The sequence below is a fragment of the Streptomyces sp. NBC_01232 genome, from assembly GCF_035989885.1.
GTDB lineage: Bacteria > Actinomycetota > Actinomycetes > Streptomycetales > Streptomycetaceae > Streptomyces.
This window is the reverse complement of sequence record NZ_CP108518.1, coordinates 4,498,005-4,519,076: the sequence shown is the minus strand read 5'-3', so window position 1 is coordinate 4,519,076 and position 21,072 is coordinate 4,498,005. Positions and strand designations below refer to the sequence as shown.

The window sequence follows — 21,072 nt, the reverse complement described above, 5'->3', positions numbered from 1 at the left end:
GGGCGTACGTCAGGGAGAACAGGACCGCAGGAACCGGGTACCCGCTGTGGGGCCCGGGTCAGTCCATCGGCCGCTTGGGGCTCGGCCGCCAGACCACCAGGGCACTGCCCGGCTGCGGGGGCTGGTACGGGACCAGGTCGCGCCGGTACGAGGCGTGCACCTGGGCCTCGCGGGCCTGCAGCGTGGCCGCCGCCCCGTCCACGGCCGCGGAGAGCTCGGCCACGCGCTGCTGGAGCGCGGCGACCTGGTTCTCCAGTTCGATGATCCGCTTGATGCCCGCCAGGTTGATGCCCTCGTCCTGCGACAGCGCCTGCACCGTGCGGAGCAGTTCGATGTCACGGGCCGAGTAGCGCCGGCCGCGGCCGGCCGTACGGTCCGGGGAGACCAGGCCGAGACGGTCGTACTGGCGCAGGGTCTGCGGATGCAGGCCCGAGAGCTGGGCGGCCACCGAGATCACGTAGACCGGAGTCTCGTCGGTGAGTTGGTAGGCACCACTTCCCAGACGGGAGGACTGTCGTCGGCGGCCGTCCATGTCATGCTCCCTTCGCGGACTCGAACAGCGCGGAGCGCGGGTCCTGCGACTCCGTCGCCTCGCGGAACATCTCCAGGGCCTCACGGGCCTTGTCCGACAGTTCGGTCGGGACCGCGACCTCAACCGTGACCAGCAGGTCGCCGCGGGTGCCGTCCTTGCGGACCGCGCCCTTGCCGCGGGCCCGCATGGTGCGCCCGTTGGGGGTGCCCTGCGGCAGCTTCAGCGTCACCGAGGGGCCGTTCAGGGTCGGGACCCTGATGTCGGCCCCCAGCGCCGCCTCCGCGAACGTCACGGGCACGGTCACCGTCAGGTTGTCGTCCTTGCGGCCGAACACCGGATGCGCATCGACGTGCACGACCACGTAGAGGTCGCCGCCGGGACCGCCGCGCTCGCCCGGGGCGCCCTTGCCGCGCAGCCGGATCCGCTGGCCGTCGGAGACGCCCGCCGGGATCCGGACCTGCATGGTGCGGGAGCTGCGGGCGCGCCCGCTGCCCTTGCAGACCTCGCAGGGGGTCTCCGCGATCAGGCCGCGGCCCTTGCAGTCCGCGCAGGGGTCGGTCAGCGAGAAGCCGCCGCCGCTGCCGCGCGAGACCTGTCCGGTGCCGACGCACGTCGGGCACACCCTGGGGGTGCCGTTCTTGTCGCCGGTGCCCGAACAGGCCTTGCAGGGAGCCTGGGAGGACATCCGGAGCGGGACCGTGGCCCCGTCCACCGCCTCCGTGAAGGAGAGGGTGACCTCCGACTCGATGTCCTGGCCGCGGCGCGGCTGGGTGCGGGGACCCGCACCGGGGCCTGCGCCGCGGTTGAAGAGACCGCCGAAGACGTCGCCCAGGCCGCCGCCGAAGCCGCCGGCCTGACCGCCGCCCTGCTGCTGGCCCCCGAAGAGGTCACCGAGGTCGAAGTTGAACGAACCGCCGCCGCCCGGCCCGGGGCGGAAGCCACCGTTGCCGAACAGGGCGCGCGCCTCGTCGTACTCCTTGCGCTTCTTGGCGTCGCCGAGGATGTCGTTCGCCTCGGAGATCTCCTTGAAGCGCTCCTCGGCCGAGGCGTCGCCCTTGTTGGCGTCCGGGTGGAACTCGCGTGCGAGCTTCCGGTACGCCTTCTTGATCTCGGCCTCGGTGGCGTCCTTCGGGACACCGAGGACCTTGTAGTAGTCCTTCTCGACGAAGTCCTTCGTGCTCATCCCCGGTGTCCCTCCTCCCGTGCTCCTACGTGTGGTGCATCAGCCCTTGTCGGGGGCATCCGTGTCCAAGCCGTCCGGCGTTTCGCCCTCCGCGCCCGACGCGTCGGAACCGGGGGACTTGGGGGCCGCGCCCGGCTGGGGCTCGGCCACCGCGACCCGTGCGGGACGGATCGTACGCTCGCCGATCCGGTACCCCGGCTGCAGGATCGCCACGCAGGTGTCCTCGGTGACGTCCGGCGCGTACGAGTGCATCAGGGCCTCGTGGATCGTCGGGTCGAAGGGCTCGCCCTCCTTGCCGAACTGCTGCAGGCCCATCTTCGCGGCGACCGTCTCCAGCGATTCGGCCACCGACTTGAAGCCGCCGACCAGCTCGCCATGCTCCCGCGCCCGGCCGATGTCGTCCAGGGTCGGGAGCAGCTCCGTCAGGAGGGACGCGACCGCGATCTCCTTGACGGTGACCCGGTCCCGGTCCACCCGGCGCCGGTAGTTCTGGTACTCCGCCTGGAGCCGCTGGAGGTCCGTGGTGCGCTCGGAGAGCGCGGTACGGGCCTGGTCCAGCTGCGCCAGCAGGGCTACGTCCTGGCTTGCGTCCCCGGCCGGGGCCGCCGCCTCCTCCTTGGCGGAGTCGGCGGCCTTCGGCTCAGCGTCGTTCTGACCGGCGTCGGGGACTTCGGGCTTCTCCTCGAAGCCCGGGGTCTCCTCCGACATCAGGCAGCGCCGCCCTTCGGCTTCTCGTCGTCGACGATCTCGGCGTCGACGACGTCGTCGTCGGCCTTGGCCTGGCCCGCGTCACCGGCGCCGCCGGCCGCCTGGGCGGCCTGGGCGTCGGCGTAGATCGCCTGGCCGAGCTTCTGGCTGACCGCGGCGAGCTTCTCCGTCGCGGTGCGGATCTCGGCGGTGTCCTCGCCCTTGAGCGTCTCCTTCAGCTCGGAGACGGCCGTCTCGACCTCGGTCTTGACGTCGGCCGGGACCTTGTCCTCGTTGTCCTTGACGAACTTCTCCGTCTGGTAGACGAGCTGCTCGCCCTGGTTGCGGGACTCGGCCGCCTCCTTGCGGCGCAGGTCCTCGTCCGCGTACTGCTCCGCCTCCTGGCGCATGCGGTCGACCTCGTCCTTGCCGAGCGAAGAGCCGCCGGTGACGGTCATCTTCTGCTCCTTGCCCGTGCCGAGGTCCTTGGCCGTGACGTGCATGATGCCGTTCGCGTCGATGTCGAAGGAGACCTCGATCTGCGGGACGCCACGCGGGGCCGGGGGCAGGCCCGTCAGCTCGAACATGCCGAGCTTCTTGTTGTACGCCGCGATCTCGCGCTCGCCCTGGTAGACCTGGATCTGGACGGACGGCTGGTTGTCCTCGGCCGTCGTGAAGATCTCGGAGCGCTTCGTCGGGATCGTGGTGTTGCGCTCGATCAGCTTGGTCATGATGCCGCCCTTGGTCTCGATACCGAGGGACAGCGGGGTCACGTCGAGGAGCAGGACGTCCTTGACCTCACCCTTGAGCACGCCGGCCTGGAGGGTGGCGCCGATGGCGACGACCTCGTCCGGGTTGACGCCCTTGTTGGCGTCCTGACCACCGGTGAGCTCCTTGACGAGCTCGGCGACGGCCGGCATACGGGTGGAGCCGCCGACCAGGACCACGTGGTCGATCTCGGACAGCGCGATGCCGGCGTCCTTGATGACGTTGTGGAACGGGGTCTTGCAGCGGTCGAGCAGGTCCGCGGTCAGCTGCTGGAACTGGGCGCGCGTGAGCTTCTCGTCCAGGTGCAGCGGGCCCTCGGCGGAAGCCGTGATGTAGGGCAGGTTGATCGTGGTCTCCGTGGAGGAGGACAGCTCGATCTTCGCCTTCTCGGCGGCCTCGCGCAGACGCTGGAGCGCCATCTTGTCCTTGGACAGGTCGACGCCGTGGCCGTTGGCGAACTGCTTCACCAGGTAGTCGACGACGCGCTGGTCCCAGTCGTCGCCACCGAGGTGGTTGTCACCGTTGGTGGCCTTGACCTCGACGACACCGTCACCGATCTCGAGGAGCGACACGTCGAAGGTGCCGCCACCGAGGTCGAAGACGAGAATGGTCTGGTCGTCCTTGTCGAGGCCGTAGGCCAGGGCGGCGGCCGTGGGCTCGTTGACGATGCGCAGGACGTTGAGGCCCGCGATCTCGCCGGCCTCCTTCGTCGCCTGACGCTCGGAGTCGTTGAAGTAGGCCGGGACGGTGATGACCGCGTCCGTGACCTTCTCGCCCAGGTACGCCTCGGCGTCGCGCTTCAGCTTCTGCAGGATGAAGGCGCTCATCTGCTGCGGGTTGAAGTCCTTGCCATCCAGGTTGATCTTCCAGTCAGTGCCCATGTGGCGCTTGACGGAGCGGATGGTCCGGTCCACGTTCGTGACCGCCTGGCGCTTGGCCACCTCGCCGACGAGGACCTCACCGTTCTTGGCGAAGGCGACGACGGACGGCGTGGTCCTGGCGCCCTCGGCGTTGGTGATGACGGTGGGCTCGCCGCCTTCCAGAACGCTGACGACGGAGTTAGTGGTGCCCAGGTCGATGCCGACCGCACGTGCCATTTCAATTCCTCCAGCTGACTTGAGTGGAACAGACTCAACCATGCCGTATCGCTGCGCTTGCGTCAACAGAACTGAGCCGGGTCGACTCAACCTTTAAGTGGCACTTACGCGCAACCCTGGGGCCCGGGCGCGGCCCTGCCCCCTGGGGCTCCGCCCCAGACCGCGAAGCCGGGGCCGAATGGGGCACCGTGGCCGCGCGGCACCGCAAGACCGCCGGAGGCATACGGCAACGTGCTGGCATGCCGCCCACTCTCACCGCCCCCCTGCTGCGGGCCCGCTTCCCCGCGGTCCCGCCGGCGAAAAGGGTGTTCGACCTCACCGGAGCGGTGATCCTGCTGACTCTGCTCGCGCCCGTCCTGGCCGCGTCCACGGCACTGCTGTGCGTGACCCGGGGCGGGCGGCCCTTCGTACGGGAGCCCGCGGCGGGCCTGGCCGGGCGCCCGTTCCGCACCTGGCGGCTGCGCACCGACGACGGCGCCGGCCGGATCGGCGCGGCCCTCGACCGCTGCGCCCTCGACGGCCTCCCCCAGCTGCTGAACGTGGTCCGCGGCGAGATGTCGCTGGTCGGGCCGCGCCCGCAGGCCCGTACCGACCGCCCCGAACGACTCCTCGTACGCCCCGGAATGACCGGATTGTGGCAGGTGAGCGCGCGCTCGGACCTCCCCTGGGAGGAGATGGCTCTGCTCGACCGGCATTATGTGGAGAACCACTGGCTCGGGATGGACCTCGCGATCCTGGCGCAGACCCCGCGTGCGGCGTACCGGCAAAGGGTCGCCTGAGCGACACAGATCACCGCACGCTCAGCTACATTGCGGCGTCGGGAATGGGTAACCTCAAGCCTTGACTTCATAAGTTACCGCTTAGTAAGTGCCGCCCGAGGAGCCCTTCCATGCAACTCGCCGCGATCATCGTGTCGCTGGTCCTGACCGTGGTCGGCGTCGCGCTGCTCGCACGAGCCGTGGCGCAGATCTACCGCTTCGTGAAGCTCGGCCAGCCCGTGCCGGCAGGCAGCCGCACGGATGACCCGAAGGCCCGAACGCTCACCCTCGTCCGCGAGTTCCTCGGCCACAGCCGGATGAACCGCTGGGGCATCGTCGGCTTCGCGCACTGGTTCGTCGCGATCGGCTTCCTGACGCTGCCGCCGACCCTGGCGCAGGCCTACGGCCAGCTCTTCGAGGCCGACTGGGTGCTGCCGATCGTCGGCGGCTTCCTGCCGTTCGAGCTCTACATCGAGTTCATCGGCCTGATGACCGTCCTCGGCATCGTGGTCCTGATGGCGATCCGACTGCTCAGCCTGCCCTCCCGGGCCGGCCGCAAGTCCCGCTTCACCGGCTCGAAGGCCTGGCAGGCGTACTTCGTCGAGTACATCATCCTGACCATCGGCCTCGCGATCCTGTGCCTGCGCGGTCTCGAGGGCGCGATCCACCACGTGGACAGCTACGAGCCGGCGTACTTCGTCTCGTACCCGCTGGTCCTGGCCTTCGAGGGGCTCTCGACCAGCGCGCTGCAGAACGCCATCTACTTCACCGCAATGATCAAGATCGGCACCTCGCTGATCTGGATGATCGTGGTCTCGCTCAACACCAACATGGGTGTCGCCTGGCACCGCTTCCTCGGCTTCCCGAACATCTGGTTCAAGCGGAACGCGGACGGCGCCACGGCCCTCGGCGCCCTGCAGCCGATGACCTCGGGCGGCAAGGAGATCGACTTCGAGGACCCGGGCGAGGACGACAACTTCGGCGTCTCCCAGGTCGAGCAGTTCTCCTGGAAGGGCATCCTCGACTTCTCCACGTGCACCGAGTGCGGTCGCTGCCAGTCGCAGTGCCCCGCCTGGAACACGGGCAAGCCGCTGTCCCCGAAGCTGCTCATCATGTCGCTGCGCGACCACGCGCACGCCAAGGCCCCGTACCTGCTCGCCGGTGGCGGCAAGGACATGGAGGGCAACGAGAAGGCCACCGCGGAGCAGCTCGCCGGTGTCCCGGCCGCCGCTCTCGCGGAGGCCGAGCGCCCTCTGATCGGCACCGCCGAGGAGAACGGCGTCATCGACCCGGACGTGCTGTGGTCCTGCACCACCTGCGGTGCGTGCGTGGAGCAGTGCCCGGTCGACATCGAGCACATCGACCACATCGTCGACATGCGCCGCTACCAGGTGATGATCGAGAGCGCGTTCCCGTCGGAGGCGGGCACGATGCTCAAGAACCTGGAGAAGAAGGGCAACCCCTGGGGCCTGGCGAAGAAGCAGCGCGTCGAGTGGACCAAGGAGGTGGACTTCGAGGTCCCGATCATCGGGAAGGACGCGGAGGACCTCTCCGAGTTCGACTACCTCTACTGGGTCGGCTGCGCCGGCGCCCTGGAGGACCGGGCCAAGAAGACCACCAAGGCCTTCGCGGAGCTGCTGAACATCGCGGGCGTCAAGTTCGCGATCATGGGCGGCGACGAGAAGTGCACCGGTGACTCGCCGCGCCGCCTGGGCAACGAGCCGCTGTTCCAGCAGCTGGGCCAGGAGAACGTGGCCATGCTGAACATGGCGTTCGGCGAGGACGACGAGGACCCGTCGACGAAGAAGCCGAAGTCGGCGAAGCGGATCGTCTCGACCTGCCCGCACTGCTTCAACACCATCGCGAACGAGTACCCGCAGCTGGGCGGCGAGTACGAGGTCATCCACCACACGCAGCTGCTCCAGCACCTGATCGACGAGGGCCGCCTCACGCCGGTCACGCCGGTCGACGGTCTGATCACGTACCACGACCCGTGCTACCTGGGCCGGCACAACAAGGTCTACACGCCGCCGCGCGAGATCATGTCGGCCGTGCCGGGCCTGCGCCAGCAGGAGATGCACCGCCACAAGGAGCGGGGCTTCTGCTGCGGCGCCGGTGGCGCGCGGATGTGGATGGAGGAGCGGATCGGCAAGCGCATCAACAACGAGCGCGTCGACGAGGCCCTGTCCCTGAACCCGGACATCGTCTCCACCGCCTGCCCCTTCTGCCTCGTGATGCTCACCGACTCGGTGAACGGCAAGAAGAACGACGGCCAGGCGAAGGAACACGTCCAGGTCGTCGACGTGGCGCAGCTGCTGCTCGACTCCGTGAAGGCCCCGGGCCCGACGGAGGAGGAGCTGGCCGCGCTCGCGGCGGAGGCCGAGGCGGAAGCCGCGGCCGAGGCGGAGGCGGCGGCGGCGAAGGCGGCGGCCGAGGCCGAAGCCAAGGCGAAGGCGAAGGCGGCCGCCGAGGCGGAGGCTGCGGCCAAGGCGAAGGCGGAAGCCGAGGCTACGGCCAAGGCGAAGGCGGAGGCCGAAGCGAAGGCAGCGGCCGAGACCGAGGTCGAGGCTGCGGCCGAGACCGAGGCAGCGGCCGAGCCGGAAGCAGGGCCGACGGCGGACGCCGAGCCGGAGACCAAGGCCGAGGCGAAGCCCGAGGCAGAGGCTGCGGCCGATGCGAAGCCCGAGGCCGAGACCAAGGCAGAGGCTGAGGCCGAGCCCGCGGCTGAGACCAAGCCCGAGGCCGAGACCAAGTAGAGCCACGCGCAGCACCGGAGCGGCCGGTCCCCCAACCGAGGGGGGCCGGCCGCTCCGTCGTGCGGGCACTCAGCCGTGGTGGCGCAGCACGACGAGGCCCGGGCCGCCCTTCTTCGCCGTGTCGACCGTGTACGTCTCGATCAGCCTGCCGTCGAAGTCGTACACCCAGCTGTTCCCGCCGCTCCTGCCGTCGATGACGACGAACTTCACGCGCTTGCCGTCCTGGACCAGCCTGTACGTCCAGCCGTCGTCGTAGGCGCTCGGCCGCTCGAGGTCGATCGCGGCGACGGCGTGCCCGTACGGCGTGGAGACCTCGACGCGCTTGCCCTTCGGGCCGTCCACGAGCTTGGCGATCCGCCCGTCGGGCGTGGTGACGCGCACCGAGCTCTCCCTCGTGATCTGCTGCGCGGCGTCGGGCTTCGGCGCCGGCTTCGGTGCGCCCTCCATCCAGGAGGTGACGGTGCCGTCCGGCCGGAGCACGACGTGCAGGCCGCTGCTCTGCCCGTACGCCACCGCCGCGCCCTTGCTGACCAGCGTGTCCAGCCGCGTGGAGCCGGCGAGGACGTCCGCCTCGAAGCGGCCGGCGCCGGCCTTGTAGACCTTGGCGAGGGAGCCGTCCGCCAGCCTCACGGTGGTGACGTACGCGCGGACGCTCGGGGCCGTCCCGGGGGCGCCCGGGGACGCCGGGGAGGCCGCGAGGGCGGAGCCGACGGGGAGGGCCAGGAGGGTGGCCGCGCCGGCGACGACGGCGGCGCTGCGGAAGGTGGTCCGGCGAGTGTTGCGCATGGTGTGGGCTCTTCTCGTGCTCGTTCGTGCTGCGTGGCGACGACGCGTACGAAGCTACGGACCCGATATGTGGGTATCCCGTCGGCAAGGTAACGGAAAGCCGCAGACTGTGACGCAACCATGTAAACCGGACGCACGAGAGGGCCGGGCACGGGGTGGGGACATCCCGTCAGGGATCCCCTAAGGGATGTCACAGGTCAGCCGCAAAGGGTGGCGGTTCCGGCACCCCGGCCACCGACGCCCGCCGGACCAGGTACGTTCGATCACGTGGCTGGATTCAGGATCGGACGCGGCCGGGACAACAACCGCTCTCCGCAACAACCCCCGCAGCAGCAGCAGTCGTACGGCCGGCAGCAACCGCCGCCGCCGTACGGCCAGCCGCCCTACCCTCCCGTCGGCGGCCCGCCACCGCAGCAGCAGTGGCCTCAGCCGGGCGGCGGAGGCCAGGGCGAGCCGGAGTACTTCGACCCGTACGGGCAGCAGCATCCGCACGCGCAGCAGCCCCCGTACGGCCACGGAGGCCCCGGTGGCGGCGGGGGCTACACGAACGACAACCCGGGGCACACCCAGGTCTTCGCCGTCGGCGAGGACCCGTACGGCCAGGGCGCGACGTACCAGGCGGGCTCGGCCGCGGCGGCGCCGGCCGGACCGCGGCTGCCGTGGAAGGAGCTGCTCCGCGGCATCGTGACGCGGCCGGGGCAGACCTTCCTGCAGATGCGCGACTACGCCGTCTGGGGTCCCGCGCTGATCGTGACCTTCCTCTACGGGCTCCTCGCGGTCTTCGGCCTCGACGACGCCCGCGACGACGTCATCAAGTCGACCGTGCCGAAGGCCATCCCGATCGTCCTGTCCGCCGGCGTGGCCTTCGTCATCTGCGGCCTGATCCTGGGCGCGGTCACGCACACGCTGGCGCGCCAGCTGGGCGGCGACGGCACGTGGCAGCCGACCGTGGGCCTGTCGATGCTGGTCATGTCCATCACGGACGCCCCGCGCCTGCTGTTCGCCGTGTTCCTCGGCGGCGACAACATGATCGTCCAGATCCTGGGCTGGGCCACCTGGGTGGCCGCCGGAGCGCTCTTCACCTCGATGGTCAGCAAGACGCACGACCTGCCGTGGCCGAAGGCCCTGGGCGCGTCCGCGATCCAGCTGGTCGCGCTGCTCTCGATCATCAAGCTGGGCACGATCTAGCCCACCCCCGCACCCGTCCGCACCGTCGTACGAGAAGGGCCCCCGGCACCGGCCGGGGGCCCTTCTGCGTACGCCCGGCGTCAGGGGGTCACGTTGGCGCAAACGGCGTAGACGGTGAACTCGATGCCGCCCCCCGGGTCGACGAAGAAGAGTCCGGTCCATCCGGCTCCGTCGGGACGGGAGGCGAGGACGCGGGCGTTGGCCGCGGGCGCGTTGAAGCCGCCACCGAGCACGGTCTTCCCGGTGGGACACGCCACCGTGATGTCGACGAACTGGCCGGGGGTCCCGGTCTCGCTCGCGGTCACGACCTCACGCCCGCTGACTCCGGGCGCACCGGTTGCGCCGGTTGCACCGGTGCCTCCGGGCGCGCCGTCCACACCGGGCGTACCGGTGGCGCCCGTCGCTCCGGGTGCGCCGTCCGCACCGGGCGTACCGGTGGCGCCCGTCGCTCCGGGTGCGCCGTCCGCACCGGGCGTACCGGTGGCGCCCGTCGCTCCGGTGGCGCCCTGCGGTCCGGGGGGCCCGGTGGGGCCCTGCGGCCCGACGACGCCCTTGCCGTCCTTGCACCGGTCCGCGGTCTCGTGCTCCGAGCCCATCACCTCGGGCCCGTGGCCGCCCTTGTTCGGCTTGCGGCACTTGTCGGGGTGCGGATCGGCCTGGCCGACGCCGGCGGTCGCCGCGTACTGCGGGCCCGCCGCGGCGACGGTGCCACTGCTGAAGCCCAGCATCACCAGGACCAGCGACGCCATCGTGCCGCCCACGACCCATCGCCCCCTCGTGGGGAGCGGACCGAGTGCTGACCGTTGCCCGTGCTCGGGGCTCATTCGTCCTCCTTGTGCCGATCTGCATGTACTCCGCGGAACGGTCTGCCGTTCCTCATGCGTCTTCGGCCATCGGACCATCGGACTCAAGAGCCCTATCGGGGGATCATCGGACCAGCCCATGAAACAACTCCGCCCGCCGGGTGCGGACAGCACTCGGCGGGCGGAACAGGAAGCTTCCGGAGCGGATCAGGCGTCGAGGACCTGGCCCTCGCGCTTCACCACGGGCGGCTCGACCGACCAGGGGAAGTTGATCCACTCGTCGGTCTTCTTCCACACGTACTCGCACTTCACGAGCGAGTGGGACTTCTCGTAGATGACGGCTGAGCGCACCTCGGCGACGTGGCCCAGGCAGAAGTCGTGGACCAGCTTCAGGGTCTTGCCGGTGTCGGCCACGTCATCGGCGATGAGGACCTTCTTGTCGGTGAAGTCGATCGCCTCGGGCACGGGCGCCAGCATGACCGGCATCTCCAGCGTGGTCCCGACGCCGGTGTAGAACTCGACGTTCACCAGGTGGATGTTCTTGCAGTCGAGCGCGTACGCCAGCCCGCCGGCGACGAACACGCCGCCGCGGGCGATGCTCAGGATGATGTCGGGCTCGTAGCCGTCGTCGGCGATCGTCTGCGCCAGCTCGCGCACGGCGCGCCCGAAGCCGGCGTAGGTCAGGTTCTCGCGTACGTCGCTCATGCCTCGTGCCTCACCTGGGTGCGGTGGAAGTTCTGGAAGGAGCGCGAGGCGGTCGGCCCGCGCTGCCCCTGGTACCTCGACCCGTAGCGCTCGCTGCCGTACGGGAACTCGGCGGGCGAGCTGAGCCGGAACATGCACAGCTGCCCGATCTTCATGCCCGGCCACAGCTTGATCGGCAGGGTGGCGAGGTTCGACAGCTCCAGGGTCACGTGGCCCGAGAATCCGGGGTCGATGAACCCGGCGGTCGAATGCGTCACCAGGCCGAGGCGGCCCAGGCTGGACTTCCCCTCCAGCCGGGAGGCGATGTCGTCGGGCAGCGAGATGACCTCGTAGGTCGAGGCGAGGACGAACTCACCGGGGTGGAGGATGAACGCCTCGTCGCCCTCCGGCTCGACCATCCGGGTCAGATCCGCCTGCTCGATCGCCGGGTCGATGTGGGCGTAGCGGTGGTTCTCGAACACCCGGAAGAACCGGTCGAGACGTACATCGATGCTGGAGGGCTGCACCATCGACTCCTCGAACGGGTCGATGCGAACCCGTCCGCTGTCGATCTCGGCCCGGATGTCTTTGTCAGAGAGAAGCACGTCCCGAGGATACGCAGAGCGCGCGGGCCACCCCCAATCGAGAGCGACGACCCGCGCGCCCGGCCCGGCGACTATCGCTTCGCGCCCCCCACGGGAACGGCATGCCGCAACCGCGCACACCGTGGACACCGCAGCAGCCGCCCGGGCCCGATCCGGCCGGCACCGAGGTGCTGCAGCGGGAAGGAGGCGGTACTGAAAACGTGCCCTTCGGCACAACGGACGACGGTGTGCTCCATCGAGTCCCTTTCCCCAACGAGCTGTACTGCGACGAACCGCCACATTAGGGGACGATCGGTACCCGCTCCAGCCGCCGCTCCGCACCCACACGGTACGCCCCAACTCCCGCACACACACGCCTCGGTGCACACCACACACGACAACGACCCCGCGGCAAATTCACCGGGGGTCGATCATGGGGTAGAGTGGGGAAAACCAGGGATCCAGGCAACTGGCCCGCTGTGCGGATGTAGTTTAATGGTAGAACATGAGCTTCCCAAGCTTATAGCGCGGGTTCGATTCCCGTCATCCGCTCTTTAACGAAGGCCCAGGTCAACGACTTGGGCCTTCTTCATTGTCTAGACCTGTCAGACCCTCCCGTGCCCTCCACGTGCCCCAACTGGCGGGAATGCCCTGCCCGGAGGGCCTTTCGCGCACCACTTGCAACACACGAGCTCCACCGATCTCGGATCGCGAGACGCGTTCTCGATGACCTGCGTCACACGACTGCCGCTGCCGCGCGAATTCGCTTTCCCAAAGAGGCGATTGGCCGGAGGGTCCGGGGGCAGAGCCGCGACGGGACTATCTAGTCCTCTCTCCCCACCAACACGCGATCGGCGGCATGGTGCGGGCAGGAAGGGAGATGCCACGTCACCGTCACCCGACGCCGGTCGGCGGCGATGGTACGGGCCTGCCCCGTGGCCGGGCAGGCCGCGCAGTGCGTGCACAGGACGGTTTCGAACTTCAACTCAGCCATCACCTGAGCCACCTTCCCCGCCAATGGTGCTCGCCACGAGAGTGCCACGCCTCACAGCGGGACAGTCTTGGAGAAGGCTGCACACCGCTGCCAGGGAGGCGGCTCATGGTCCGGCCGTGCCAGTGAGATGGCCACTCGGATCACCGTTCAGCTGACCATTTCGCCAGGAGGTTCCCGCGGGTGCCGGTGGATGAAGGCAGCGACTCCGAGCAGGACACTCCGGCAGAGCGGACGGGCACGGATGATCCTGCCGCTCACGTGCGGGCCACGGCCGGCCCACCGCGCCTTCCCGCTGAGGCGGCCGCCACCGTCGAGGCCCTCGTGCAGGCTGTGCACGAGGGCGATGATGTTCGCATCCGGATCCTGTTGGCAGCCTTGGTCCACGTCGCCGACACCGAGGTTCTCCTCCACCTTCGAGAGCGGCTCAGCGAACGACCGCAGTAATGGTCAGAGTGCGGGGGCTGGCCGCGCCGCCTCGCCGTGGGCGCCCCCGAGACCGCCATGGAGCACCTGCGAGCTGCTGATCCCTTCGGGAGGGCGCCGCGGACCCACCCCGCCAGCTCACGTACCGATGGACTGCACGTCGCAACTGGCGGACACCCTTGCTCCCGAAACGCTGCACTCGGGGGGAATCAATATCTGTCCCCGCCGTCAGAGAGTTTAATGGACCCCGCAGGAAGAGTTTTTCCGCGCCGCACACGATGGAGATATTTAACGCACACAAACAGCTGCGGCGTGCTACTGTCGATCTCGGTTGCAGTTTTGGTACCCAAAAACTTCAAGCGCCCCAGTCGGCTTTCGCCACATTCGAGCGCTTCATATTTCCGGTCATTTTCCGGCGGGGCATCATCGCGGCGACACGGTGTCCGTACAGTGCGGACGCTGATGTACTGCCCCAAAGGAGATATGACATGGCATCTGGCACCGTGAAGTGGTTCAACGCGGCAAAGGGCTTCGGCTTCATCGAGCAGGACGGTGGCGGCGACGACGTCTTCGCCCACTTCTCGAACATCGCAGCCCAGGGCTTCCGCGAGCTGCTGGAAGGCCAGAAGGTCACCTTCGACATCGCGCAGGGCCAGAAGGGCCCGACGGCCGAGAACATCGTTCCCGCCTGACGCTGACGCGCATTTCGTAGCTGGGGCCCGCATCCCTCGGGGTGCGGGCCCCAGCTGCACATATTTCCCGCAGTGGTGTCACCTGCGGGACGAAGCATTCAGGGTTACAGCCTTCGGAGCTTCAACCCCACTCGACTTTTCTGGATTTCGCGTCCACGTGACGCCACCCCATCTCAGCGCCTGCGACCGGACAGAATCCCTGCAGTCCAGAGTCGCTTTCGCATTCCATTCGGCCCGTTCTTGCGATTCCCTGCACTCCGTTTCCACTGCGGGAATTCCTTGATACGTGCCGTATCAAGGAAGGTTCCGAATGAACCGCACTCGTACGAATGACCGTTCCTCCCGCACCCGCAGCCGCACCGGCGGCCCCGCTTTCGGCGCTGCCGCCGGTTCGGAGCGGAGCAGCCGCTTCGGCTCGTCGGCCCCGAGCCGTTCCGGAGGTCCGAGCCGCTCGGGCGGCTACGGCCGCCGGCCCGCCGGAGTACAGGGCGAGTTCGCCCTGCCGAAGACCGTCACTCCCGCGCTGCCCGCCGTCGAGGCCTTCGCCGACCTGGCCATGCCGGCCGAGCTGTTGGCCGCTCTCGACGCGCAGGGTGTGACCGTGCCCTTCCCGATCCAGGGCGCCACCCTGCCCAACACCCTCGCAGGCCGCGACGTCCTCGGCCGCGGGCGCACCGGCTCCGGCAAGACCCTCGCGTTCGGTCTCGCGCTGCTGGCCCGCACCACCGGGCAGCGCGCCGAGCCCCGCCAGCCCCTCGCCCTGATCCTCGTTCCCACCCGCGAGCTGGCACAGCAGGTGACCGACGCCCTCACCCCGTACGCCCGCGCCGTGAAGCTGCGCCTGACCACGGTCGTCGGCGGCATGTCGATCGGCAAGCAGGCCGGAGCGCTGCGCGGAGGTGCAGAGGTCGTCGTGGCTACGCCCGGCCGGTTGAAGGACCTCATCGACCGTGGCGAATGCCGGCTTAACCAGGTCGCGATCACCGTCCTGGACGAGGCCGACCAGATGGCCGACATGGGCTTCATGCCGCAGGTCACCGCCCTCCTGGACCAGGTGCGCCCCGAGGGTCAGCGGATGCTGTTCTCCGCCACCCTGGACCGCAACGTCGACCTGCTGGTGCGCCGCTACCTGACCGACCCCGTCGTGCACTCGGTGGATCCCTCGGCCGGTGCGGTGACGACGATGGAGCACCACGTGTTGCACGTGCACGGTGCCGACAAGCACCGGACGACGACGGAGATCGCGGCGCGCGAGGGCCGGGTGATGATGTTCCTGGACGCCAAGCACGCCGTCGACCGGCTGACCCAGGACCTGCTGAACAGCGGTGTCCGGGCCGCCGCCCTGCACGGCGGGAAGTCGCAGCCCCAACGCACCCGCACCCTCGCCCAGTTCAAGACCGGACACGTGACCGTCCTGGTCGCCACCAACGTCGCCGCCCGCGGCATCCACGTCGACCACCTCGACCTCGTGGTCAACGTGGACCCGCCGACCGACCACAAGGACTACCTCCACCGCGGAGGCCGCACCGCCCGCGCCGGCGAGTCAGGCAGCGTCGTCACCCTCGTCACCCCCAACCAGCGCCGCGACATGACCCGCCTCATGGCCGCCGCCGGCATCGTCCCGCAGACCACCCAGGTCCGCTCCGGCGAAGAGGCACTGAACCGGATCACCGGCGCCCAAGCCCCCTCCGGCATCCCCGTCGTCATCACCGCACCCGTCGTCGAACGCGCCAAGCGCAGCGCGGCCTCCCGCGGCAGGCGACGGCCCGCTTCGACGGTCCGGCGCGTGAGCGTGCGGCAGTCCGCCTTCGATGCGGCGGCCTGAGAACCACGTGATCAGGAAACTGACCCATCTCTGTAGGAGGCACGTTTTGACGCTGGTCCAGATGCAGCCCCGCTCGGCGAACGCCAACCCTGTGCACCGGACGGTGGATGACGCGATGGAGGCGGCCGGTCCACAGGTCTGTGACGACATGACGGTCGAGGTGGCCCTGGCCGTCATGGCCAGTGCCCGCGCGGGTCATCTGCTCGTCTGCGACGAGGACGGCCTGTGCACCGGGCTGGTCACCCAGGCCAGGCTCGCCACCGTCCGCGACAGCGCGGCGTACACGGACCAGGTCCGTCTCCGCGACCTCCTGGGAGACCGCGGGCCGGTCACCTCGCCCTTGACCACGATGGCCGAAGCCGAGCACGCGATGCGCTACCGCCGGCTCGATGCCCTGCCGGTCGTCGACGAACAAGGCAGTGCCCTGGGCGTCCTCGCCCTTGCACGCTGAACCGCCTCACCACGGCACGACCGTCCCCCTTTCTTCTTCCTGTGAGGCAACATGCGCTGTGTCATCGCCCGTTTCCCGTTCGACCTGACCAAGAGCGGTGTCCTGGAGTCGATGAAGGGCATCAAGCCCGAACAGGTCGTCGGCGAGTCCGTGATCATCGGGCGCCGTACCTACCCCGTCAAGCAGGTCGGTCAGGTCATCACGCGCCAGGACCGCCGCGACTTCAGCGCCGGTGAAGTCCTCCGGGCCATGACCCAGCTCGGGTTCACCTGCCGCGGCCTCCCCCGGGCCACCGTGCCCACGCGCGTCCTCAGCCCGCTCCAGCAGGCTTCCGCGATGCTCGGCATCCCGGTGACCGTCTGACGGACAGGACCGGCGCGAGCCGACACCGAACAGCAAGGAGGGCCCGACCGGCACACGCCGGTCGGGCCCTCCCGCGTACCCAGGGGTTTCCACGCGATGTCGGGTCAGTGGTCGGAGTAGCTGAAGTCGCCCATGGTCCATGCGCTGACATCCGCGATCGAGACGCGATACATCCCACCCGTCTCCGGGATCCCGACCGTGCCCTGAAGGATGCGGGCTACATGGAAGTGCAGGTGAGTGGGCGGTCCCTCGTGGGGTGTCGTGGCGGTGAAGATGGCGGCGAACTCGCCCAGGCGGGGGGAATCCGTCAGGACCTCCGACACCCGCTGCCTCCACACGGCTTCGGGTGCCAGCCGACCGGTGATGACAGCGCCACCGGTGACAACGGTCAGGGACATCTGATTGCTCTGCCCGAACTCCACCAGGGTGGCAACGTCAACGAGCAGCTCGTCAGGCTTCGACATGGGAGCCGATTTTATGCACCGGTCGTCCCGTTCTCTCGACCGGGAGGACTACCGGTCGAGAAGAGCACTCACCGTCTTCCCACCGGAGGCCCGACGGGTGACAGCGGTCGCTCGGGCGAGGCGGTTGACCATGGGCCAGCCGAATCCACCGGTGCCGCCGTACAGGTCAGGGGTGCGCATACGCGGCGCGTGCAGGCTGGAGTCGTGAACGTCCACCTCGACGCTCTCCGCGTGGGCCGTCAGTTCCAAGGTGCAGGTGCCCCCGCCGTGGCGCACGGCGTTCGTGGCGAGCTCGGACACGACCAAGACCACGGTGTCTGCGCTTCTGCGGCCATCGCCGGATGACGAAGACGGTCGAGGAAGGCTCGCGCGGCATCGCGTGCATCTGCAACAGCCACCGTGGACAGCACGGTTGTGACGCTCTCGGCCATCGTGTTCATCAGGTCACCCTGGTCTCTGCATCGTCCACGTCCGGCCCTTGCCTACCTGCCCCCTGAGCCCCACCCCACTGCACGCCAACCCGACTCAGGTCTCCGAGAAGGGATCGAAGAGCAGTCGAAGCGCGATGCCAGTCGACGAGACGTGGGGGACCCCACGCGCTCGGCTGCGAAGCTCCCGAGCCCCTGACCTGCTGTGCAAACCTCTCTGCGCATCCTGGACCGACCGCGAAGGTCTAGCTCTCCTCTGCGGGCACGAAAATCTATGACGGCCGGAGTAGACATTGCGCGGTGGCGTGGTTATGGTTTCTCTCGTAGCCCAGAAAGACAGCAGGGCCCGGCAGAGACGAACTGCCGGGCAGCAGTACCCGCAGGTGCAGTGCGCAGGACGGTGCGGTGGTGGAGTGCCGAAGCCAGGGTTGTTGCAGGACGGCGACGGGCTGACGACCGCACCGGGTGGCCCGCAGTCATCAGGAGCCGCCGAGAGCAGTACCAGCAGTGAAGTAAGTGAGCAGCACCTCGGTGAAGGCGTCGGCTGCGGGCGCGCGCACCGGGAAGTTCGGCAGTGGGGTTCTAAGCCAGAGCAGACGCAGGATGGGCGACGGGGCTGGCTGCCGGAGAGTGGCGCTGGGTCAGGCCACCAGCAGTACCGCAGTGAGTGCAGTTCCCGCAGTACAGCAGTAAGCGCAGTAACCCGCAGTTCGCAGTATCTCCCGTTTGGTAGCAGTTGATCACCGAGGGAAGAACGGAGGAGTTGAGGCGCCATCAGGATCGCCCGGGCGGAAGTCGTGAGTCCGGGTACCGCAGGACATCGATAGTGAGGTGGTCTCCGGTCGAGCAACCGCGATCCCCGCACAGCCTGTCCCCGTTCGGACGGGTCGGCGGAAACAGTAGGCCGGCGCAGGACTAGGGCCGGCAGATGGTGTAGCAGTTCCTTCGGGGCCCTGGTGCCGTACGCGCCAGGGCCCCTCCCCGCGTTGCGCCCCCTTTCCCTCTACCTGTTTCGCAGTGAGGTGCGATGACAGCAGACGATTCGTTCGGCCGTCTCGACGACGACGGCTACCCCGCCTACACGATGGGCCGGGCCGCCGAGATGCTCGGCACCACCCAGGGCTTCCTCCGCGCCATCGGCGAAGCCCGCCTCATCACCCCACTCCGCTCCGCCGGCGGCCACCGCCGCTACTCCCGATCTCAGCTGCGGATCGCCGCCCGCGCCCGCGAACTCGTCGACCACGGCACCCCCATCGAGGCGGCCTGCCGGATCGTGATGCTCGAAGTCCGGCTCGAAGAAGCGCAGCGCGTCAACGCCGAGTACCGTCGCGCAGCGGCCGAGGTGCATCCACGGACAGCGGCCTGAGGTGGGCGTGCCCGCCGGTCTCGGCGGGCACGCCCACCCGTGCATGTCGGGGCACGACGCGCGCTCATTTCCCTCTGGTAACAGCCCGTTGTCGGCGTGTACCGTCTGCGTCAGCTGTCGTGGTTCGGAAGTTCCCTTTGCCCACGCTTTCGGCGTGGGCGTTTTGCTGTGCTGTGCCGCAGGAACCAGGGCGATCACCTCCGCCTTCCGCACGTCGTGGGAGGCATTCATCGACTGGAAGGCACGAGACATGGCTACGGGAACTGTGAAGTGGTTCAACGCGGAGAAGGGCTTCGGCTTCATCGCCCAGGACGGCGGCGGCCCGGACGTCTTCGCCCACTACTCCGCGATCAACTCCTCGGGCTTCCGCGAGCTCCAGGAGGGCCAGGCCGTGACGTTCGACGTCACCCAGGGCCAGAAGGGCCCCCAGGCCGAGAACATCACCCCGGCCTGACGTTCACCACGCGCGGGCACCGAGACCGGCACGTAAGACTGCCCTTGTAGCCCGCACCGCTCGACCCGAACAGCGGACGCCTGCGATGTCGGCGGGATCCGAGGCGTACCGGATCAGGGCCGCGCAGTTGTTGCTGCGCGGCCCTGATCTGCGTCCAGGCCGGGGCGACGTGGGTCTTCGACGATGACCTGGATGTCGAGGCGGTTCGCGCGGAGCTCATGGAGGTGACCGTGCCGGCGTGCCGGAGCGCGGTGGCGACGAGCCGGGATCGTGTCAGGCCGGCTCGGACAGGACGCGGGGGGCCTCGGGGAGCTCGTAGACGTGAGCGGCCACCCCTTGCAGCGGCAGGAGAGGGCTCAGGGGACATGAGGTCGGGGTGTGGTCATGGTCGACTTCCCAGGTGGGCAACCGTGCGGCAGGGGCGCAGATGGTAGAGACGGCGTAGAGGGTGCCGGAGCAGCCCCGGCACACCAGAGAAGCGTGGATCACGTGAGAGCCTCCGGATGAACCGACTCGGCCGTGCCTTCCACAGGGCGGCGCTCCCCCGCCGGGTGGAGCTGGCGCCAGGTGCTCTCCGTCTCGCACCCGAGGTGTTGGGGAGAGGCCACATGCTGCCACAGCGGGTCGGAGCGGCGGGGGACGGTGGCGCCGCGGACAGCCCGTTCCTCAACGAGCTGCGTGTAGAGGAGTGCGCCCTGGTTCGCGGCTTCTCCGGGGATCTGGTCACGGGCGCGTGCCGGGCTACGGGAAGGCCTTCGGCGCGCGTGTTCCGGAAGACAGCCAACCGCTCTGCGGCTGCCACCGTCGGTCCGTGCGCCGCGGCTGGAGTTCGCCCCATGATCATCCGTCACGTTCGTCAAAACGATTCTTCCAACCTCCAGGACACCGGTGCGGGGTGGACAGCCGTCTCGGGGATTGCCCCGAGCGCCCCCAGGCCCGGGGGCCCTGCCGCCCTGGCACCTGCCGTTCTGGCAGCCCGCATACGGCGGCGACCAGCAGTAGGGCCGTGCCGGAAGCCGGCGTAAAGGGCCCATCACGACCTTGCCCTCCGCCCGGGGCAGCACTGCCTCCCCCAGCCGCTCCTTGTGCTGCGCATCTGCAGACCCGGCATCGGCCGTGCGTTCGAGTTCGATTACCTCCTCGCCCGCCATCCAAAAATCTATGACGGCTGGAGTAGACATTGGGCGGTGGCCTGGCTATGGTTTCTCTCGTAACCCAGAGAGACAGCAGGGCCTGGCAGAGACGAACTGCCGGGCAGCAGTACCCGCAGTTGCAGTTCGCAGGACGGTGCGGTGGTGGAGTTCCGAAGCCAGGGTTGTTGCAGGACGGCGACGGGACTGACGACCGGACCGGGGGGCCCGCAGTGATCAGGGGCCGCCGAGAGAAGTACCGCAGTTAACGCAGTAGCAGTACCCGAAGTAAGTGCAGTTCGCAGTACCCAGCAGTGAAGTAAGTGAGCAGCACCTCGGTGAAGGCGTCGGCTGCGGGCGCGCGCACCGGGAAGTTCGGCAGTGGGGTTCTAAGCCAGAGCAGACGCAGGATGGGCGACGGGGCTGGCTGCCGGAGAGTGGCGCTGGGTCAGGCCACCAGCAGTACCGCGGTATGAGCAGTGCAAGCAGTAATCAGTTGATCACCGAGGGAAGAACGGAGGAGCCGAGCACCATCAGGATCGCCCGGGCGGAAGTCTGAGCCCGGGTACCGCAGGACATCGATAGTGAGGTGGTCTCCGGTCAAGCAACCGCGATCCCCGCATTCCCGGCAGCGTGTCGGCCGGGTCGGCGGAAAC

Annotated in this window: 17 protein-coding genes, 1 tRNA gene and 2 pseudogenes; 10 read left to right on the top strand and 10 right to left on the bottom strand. The window is 69.0% G+C overall.

Translation table 11 applies throughout. From position 1 onward, the window contains the following. Positions 1–58: 58 nt before the first annotated feature. From OG444_RS20870 to dnaK, 4 genes are read right to left on the bottom strand one after another with little or no spacing between them, the layout of a single operon-like run. Positions 59–532, bottom strand: coding sequence for a heat shock protein transcriptional repressor HspR (locus tag OG444_RS20870; RefSeq protein WP_327263604.1), 474 nt, complete (start codon positions 530–532; stop codon positions 59–61). A gap of 1 nt (position 533) precedes the next feature. Then, positions 534–1,715, bottom strand: a complete 1,182-nt coding sequence (dnaJ, locus tag OG444_RS20865; protein ID WP_327263603.1) for a molecular chaperone DnaJ — start codon at positions 1,713–1,715, stop codon at positions 534–536. 39 nt (positions 1,716–1,754) lie between these two features. After that, positions 1,755–2,423: a nucleotide exchange factor GrpE gene (grpE, locus tag OG444_RS20860; RefSeq protein WP_327263602.1), complete on the bottom strand. Its 669-nt coding sequence runs from the start codon at positions 2,421–2,423 to the stop codon at positions 1,755–1,757. After that, positions 2,423–4,267 carry a molecular chaperone DnaK gene (gene dnaK / locus OG444_RS20855; RefSeq protein WP_327263601.1) on the bottom strand — a complete coding sequence of 615 codons (1,845 nt, stop codon included), beginning with the start codon at positions 4,265–4,267 and terminating at the stop codon, positions 2,423–2,425. Before dnaK ends, grpE begins: the two co-directional genes overlap by 1 nt. Positions 4,268–4,506: 239 nt before the next feature. Here dnaK and OG444_RS20850 point away from each other — a divergent pair, with 239 nt between their 5' ends. Next, entirely contained in the window at positions 4,507–5,046 is a 540-nt protein-coding gene (locus OG444_RS20850; protein WP_327263600.1) for a sugar transferase, read from the top strand. 110 nt (positions 5,047–5,156) lie between these two features. Then, positions 5,157–7,424, top strand: a pseudogene (locus OG444_RS20845) (heterodisulfide reductase-related iron-sulfur binding cluster); the annotation flags it as partial. Positions 7,425–7,850: 426 nt separating this feature from the next. Here OG444_RS20845 and OG444_RS20840 read toward each other — a convergent pair. Further along, positions 7,851–8,567 (bottom strand): hypothetical protein, encoded by a 717-nt coding sequence (locus OG444_RS20840; protein ID WP_327263599.1) that lies wholly within the window; start codon positions 8,565–8,567, stop codon positions 7,851–7,853. Positions 8,568–8,834: 267 nt separating this feature from the next. On the opposite strand from OG444_RS20840, the gene OG444_RS20835 reads away from it, so the two are divergent. Continuing rightward, entirely contained in the window at positions 8,835–9,755 is a 921-nt protein-coding gene (locus tag OG444_RS20835; RefSeq protein ID WP_327263598.1) for a Yip1 family protein, read from the top strand. Positions 9,756–9,835: 80 nt separating this feature from the next. Here OG444_RS20835 and OG444_RS20830 read toward each other — a convergent pair whose 3' ends face one another. The 3 genes from OG444_RS20830 to dcd all read right to left on the bottom strand — a co-directional run bounded on the left by OG444_RS20830 (position 9,836) and on the right by dcd (position 11,847). Further along, the gene (locus OG444_RS20830) at positions 9,836–10,516 is read right to left on the bottom strand and encodes a hypothetical protein (protein ID WP_327263597.1); all 681 of its coding nucleotides are present in this window, start codon (positions 10,514–10,516) and stop codon (positions 9,836–9,838) included. A 249-nt stretch (positions 10,517–10,765) separates the two neighbouring features. Beyond that, positions 10,766–11,263 carry a phosphoribosyltransferase gene (locus OG444_RS20825; RefSeq protein ID WP_327263596.1) on the bottom strand — a complete coding sequence of 166 codons (498 nt, stop codon included), beginning with the start codon at positions 11,261–11,263 and terminating at the stop codon, positions 10,766–10,768. Further along, a complete protein-coding gene (gene dcd / locus OG444_RS20820; protein ID WP_030009868.1) occupies positions 11,260–11,847 on the bottom strand; it encodes a dCTP deaminase in 588 nt (195 codons plus the stop codon). The genes OG444_RS20825 and dcd overlap by 4 nt, the downstream gene beginning before the upstream one ends. A gap of 460 nt (positions 11,848–12,307) precedes the next feature. On the opposite strand from dcd, the gene OG444_RS20815 reads away from it, so the two are divergent. From OG444_RS20815 to OG444_RS20795, 5 genes are all read left to right on the top strand, one after another. After that, positions 12,308–12,378 (top strand) — tRNA-Gly (locus OG444_RS20815). A 1,353-nt stretch (positions 12,379–13,731) separates the two neighbouring features. Further along, positions 13,732–13,935 carry a cold-shock protein gene (locus OG444_RS20810; RefSeq protein ID WP_030647895.1) on the top strand — a complete coding sequence of 68 codons (204 nt, stop codon included), beginning with the start codon at positions 13,732–13,734 and terminating at the stop codon, positions 13,933–13,935. Between the two features lie 310 nt (positions 13,936–14,245). Then, complete coding sequence (locus OG444_RS20805) at positions 14,246–15,760, top strand: DEAD/DEAH box helicase (RefSeq protein ID WP_327263595.1); 1,515 nt, start codon at positions 14,246–14,248, stop codon at positions 15,758–15,760. 46 nt (positions 15,761–15,806) lie between these two features. Continuing rightward, a complete protein-coding gene (locus OG444_RS20800; protein ID WP_327263594.1) occupies positions 15,807–16,211 on the top strand; it encodes a CBS domain-containing protein in 405 nt (134 codons plus the stop codon). Positions 16,212–16,262: 51 nt separating this feature from the next. Beyond that, positions 16,263–16,574 carry an SCO5918 family protein gene (locus OG444_RS20795; protein ID WP_327263593.1) on the top strand — a complete coding sequence of 104 codons (312 nt, stop codon included), beginning with the start codon at positions 16,263–16,265 and terminating at the stop codon, positions 16,572–16,574. 104 nt (positions 16,575–16,678) lie between these two features. Here OG444_RS20795 and OG444_RS20790 read toward each other — a convergent pair whose 3' ends face one another. Together OG444_RS20790 and OG444_RS20785 are read right to left on the bottom strand one after the other, a co-directional pair. Next, positions 16,679–17,038: a hypothetical protein gene (locus OG444_RS20790; RefSeq protein WP_327263592.1), complete on the bottom strand. Its 360-nt coding sequence runs from the start codon at positions 17,036–17,038 to the stop codon at positions 16,679–16,681. 48 nt (positions 17,039–17,086) lie between these two features. Beyond that, positions 17,087–17,478 (bottom strand): annotated as a pseudogene (locus OG444_RS20785) (ATP-binding protein). A 1,015-nt stretch (positions 17,479–18,493) separates the two neighbouring features. Here OG444_RS20785 and OG444_RS20780 point away from each other — a divergent pair. Then, positions 18,494–18,832, top strand: a complete 339-nt coding sequence (locus tag OG444_RS20780) for a MerR family transcriptional regulator (protein ID WP_327263591.1) — start codon at positions 18,494–18,496, stop codon at positions 18,830–18,832. 250 nt (positions 18,833–19,082) lie between these two features. Then, positions 19,083–19,286: a cold-shock protein gene (locus tag OG444_RS20775; RefSeq protein ID WP_030242128.1), complete on the top strand. Its 204-nt coding sequence runs from the start codon at positions 19,083–19,085 to the stop codon at positions 19,284–19,286. Positions 19,287–21,072: the final 1,786 nt, after the last annotated feature.

Excerpts from the sequence above, each read along its gene's own strand:
- dnaK (WP_327263601.1), bottom strand. The coding sequence starts at position 4,267 with ATGGCACGTGCGGTCGGCATCGACCTGGGCACCACTAACTCCGTCGTC.
- OG444_RS20775 (WP_030242128.1), top strand. The coding sequence starts at position 19,083 with ATGGCTACGGGAACTGTGAAGTGGTTCAACGCGGAGAAGGGCTTCGGC.
- OG444_RS20840 (WP_327263599.1), bottom strand. The coding sequence starts at position 8,567 with ATGCGCAACACTCGCCGGACCACCTTCCGCAGCGCCGCCGTCGTCGCC.
- OG444_RS20850 (WP_327263600.1), top strand. The coding sequence starts at position 4,507 with ATGCCGCCCACTCTCACCGCCCCCCTGCTGCGGGCCCGCTTCCCCGCG.
- grpE (WP_327263602.1), bottom strand. The coding sequence starts at position 2,423 with ATGTCGGAGGAGACCCCGGGCTTCGAGGAGAAGCCCGAAGTCCCCGAC.
- OG444_RS20810 (WP_030647895.1), top strand. The coding sequence starts at position 13,732 with ATGGCATCTGGCACCGTGAAGTGGTTCAACGCGGCAAAGGGCTTCGGC.
- OG444_RS20795 (WP_327263593.1), top strand. The coding sequence starts at position 16,263 with ATGCGCTGTGTCATCGCCCGTTTCCCGTTCGACCTGACCAAGAGCGGT.
- OG444_RS20825 (WP_327263596.1), bottom strand. The coding sequence starts at position 11,263 with ATGAGCGACGTACGCGAGAACCTGACCTACGCCGGCTTCGGGCGCGCC.
- OG444_RS20780 (WP_327263591.1), top strand. The coding sequence starts at position 18,494 with ATGACAGCAGACGATTCGTTCGGCCGTCTCGACGACGACGGCTACCCC.
- OG444_RS20790 (WP_327263592.1), bottom strand. The coding sequence starts at position 17,038 with ATGTCGAAGCCTGACGAGCTGCTCGTTGACGTTGCCACCCTGGTGGAG.
- dnaJ (WP_327263603.1), bottom strand. The coding sequence starts at position 1,715 with ATGAGCACGAAGGACTTCGTCGAGAAGGACTACTACAAGGTCCTCGGT.
- OG444_RS20805 (WP_327263595.1), top strand. The coding sequence starts at position 14,246 with ATGAACCGCACTCGTACGAATGACCGTTCCTCCCGCACCCGCAGCCGC.
- OG444_RS20870 (WP_327263604.1), bottom strand. The coding sequence starts at position 532 with ATGGACGGCCGCCGACGACAGTCCTCCCGTCTGGGAAGTGGTGCCTAC.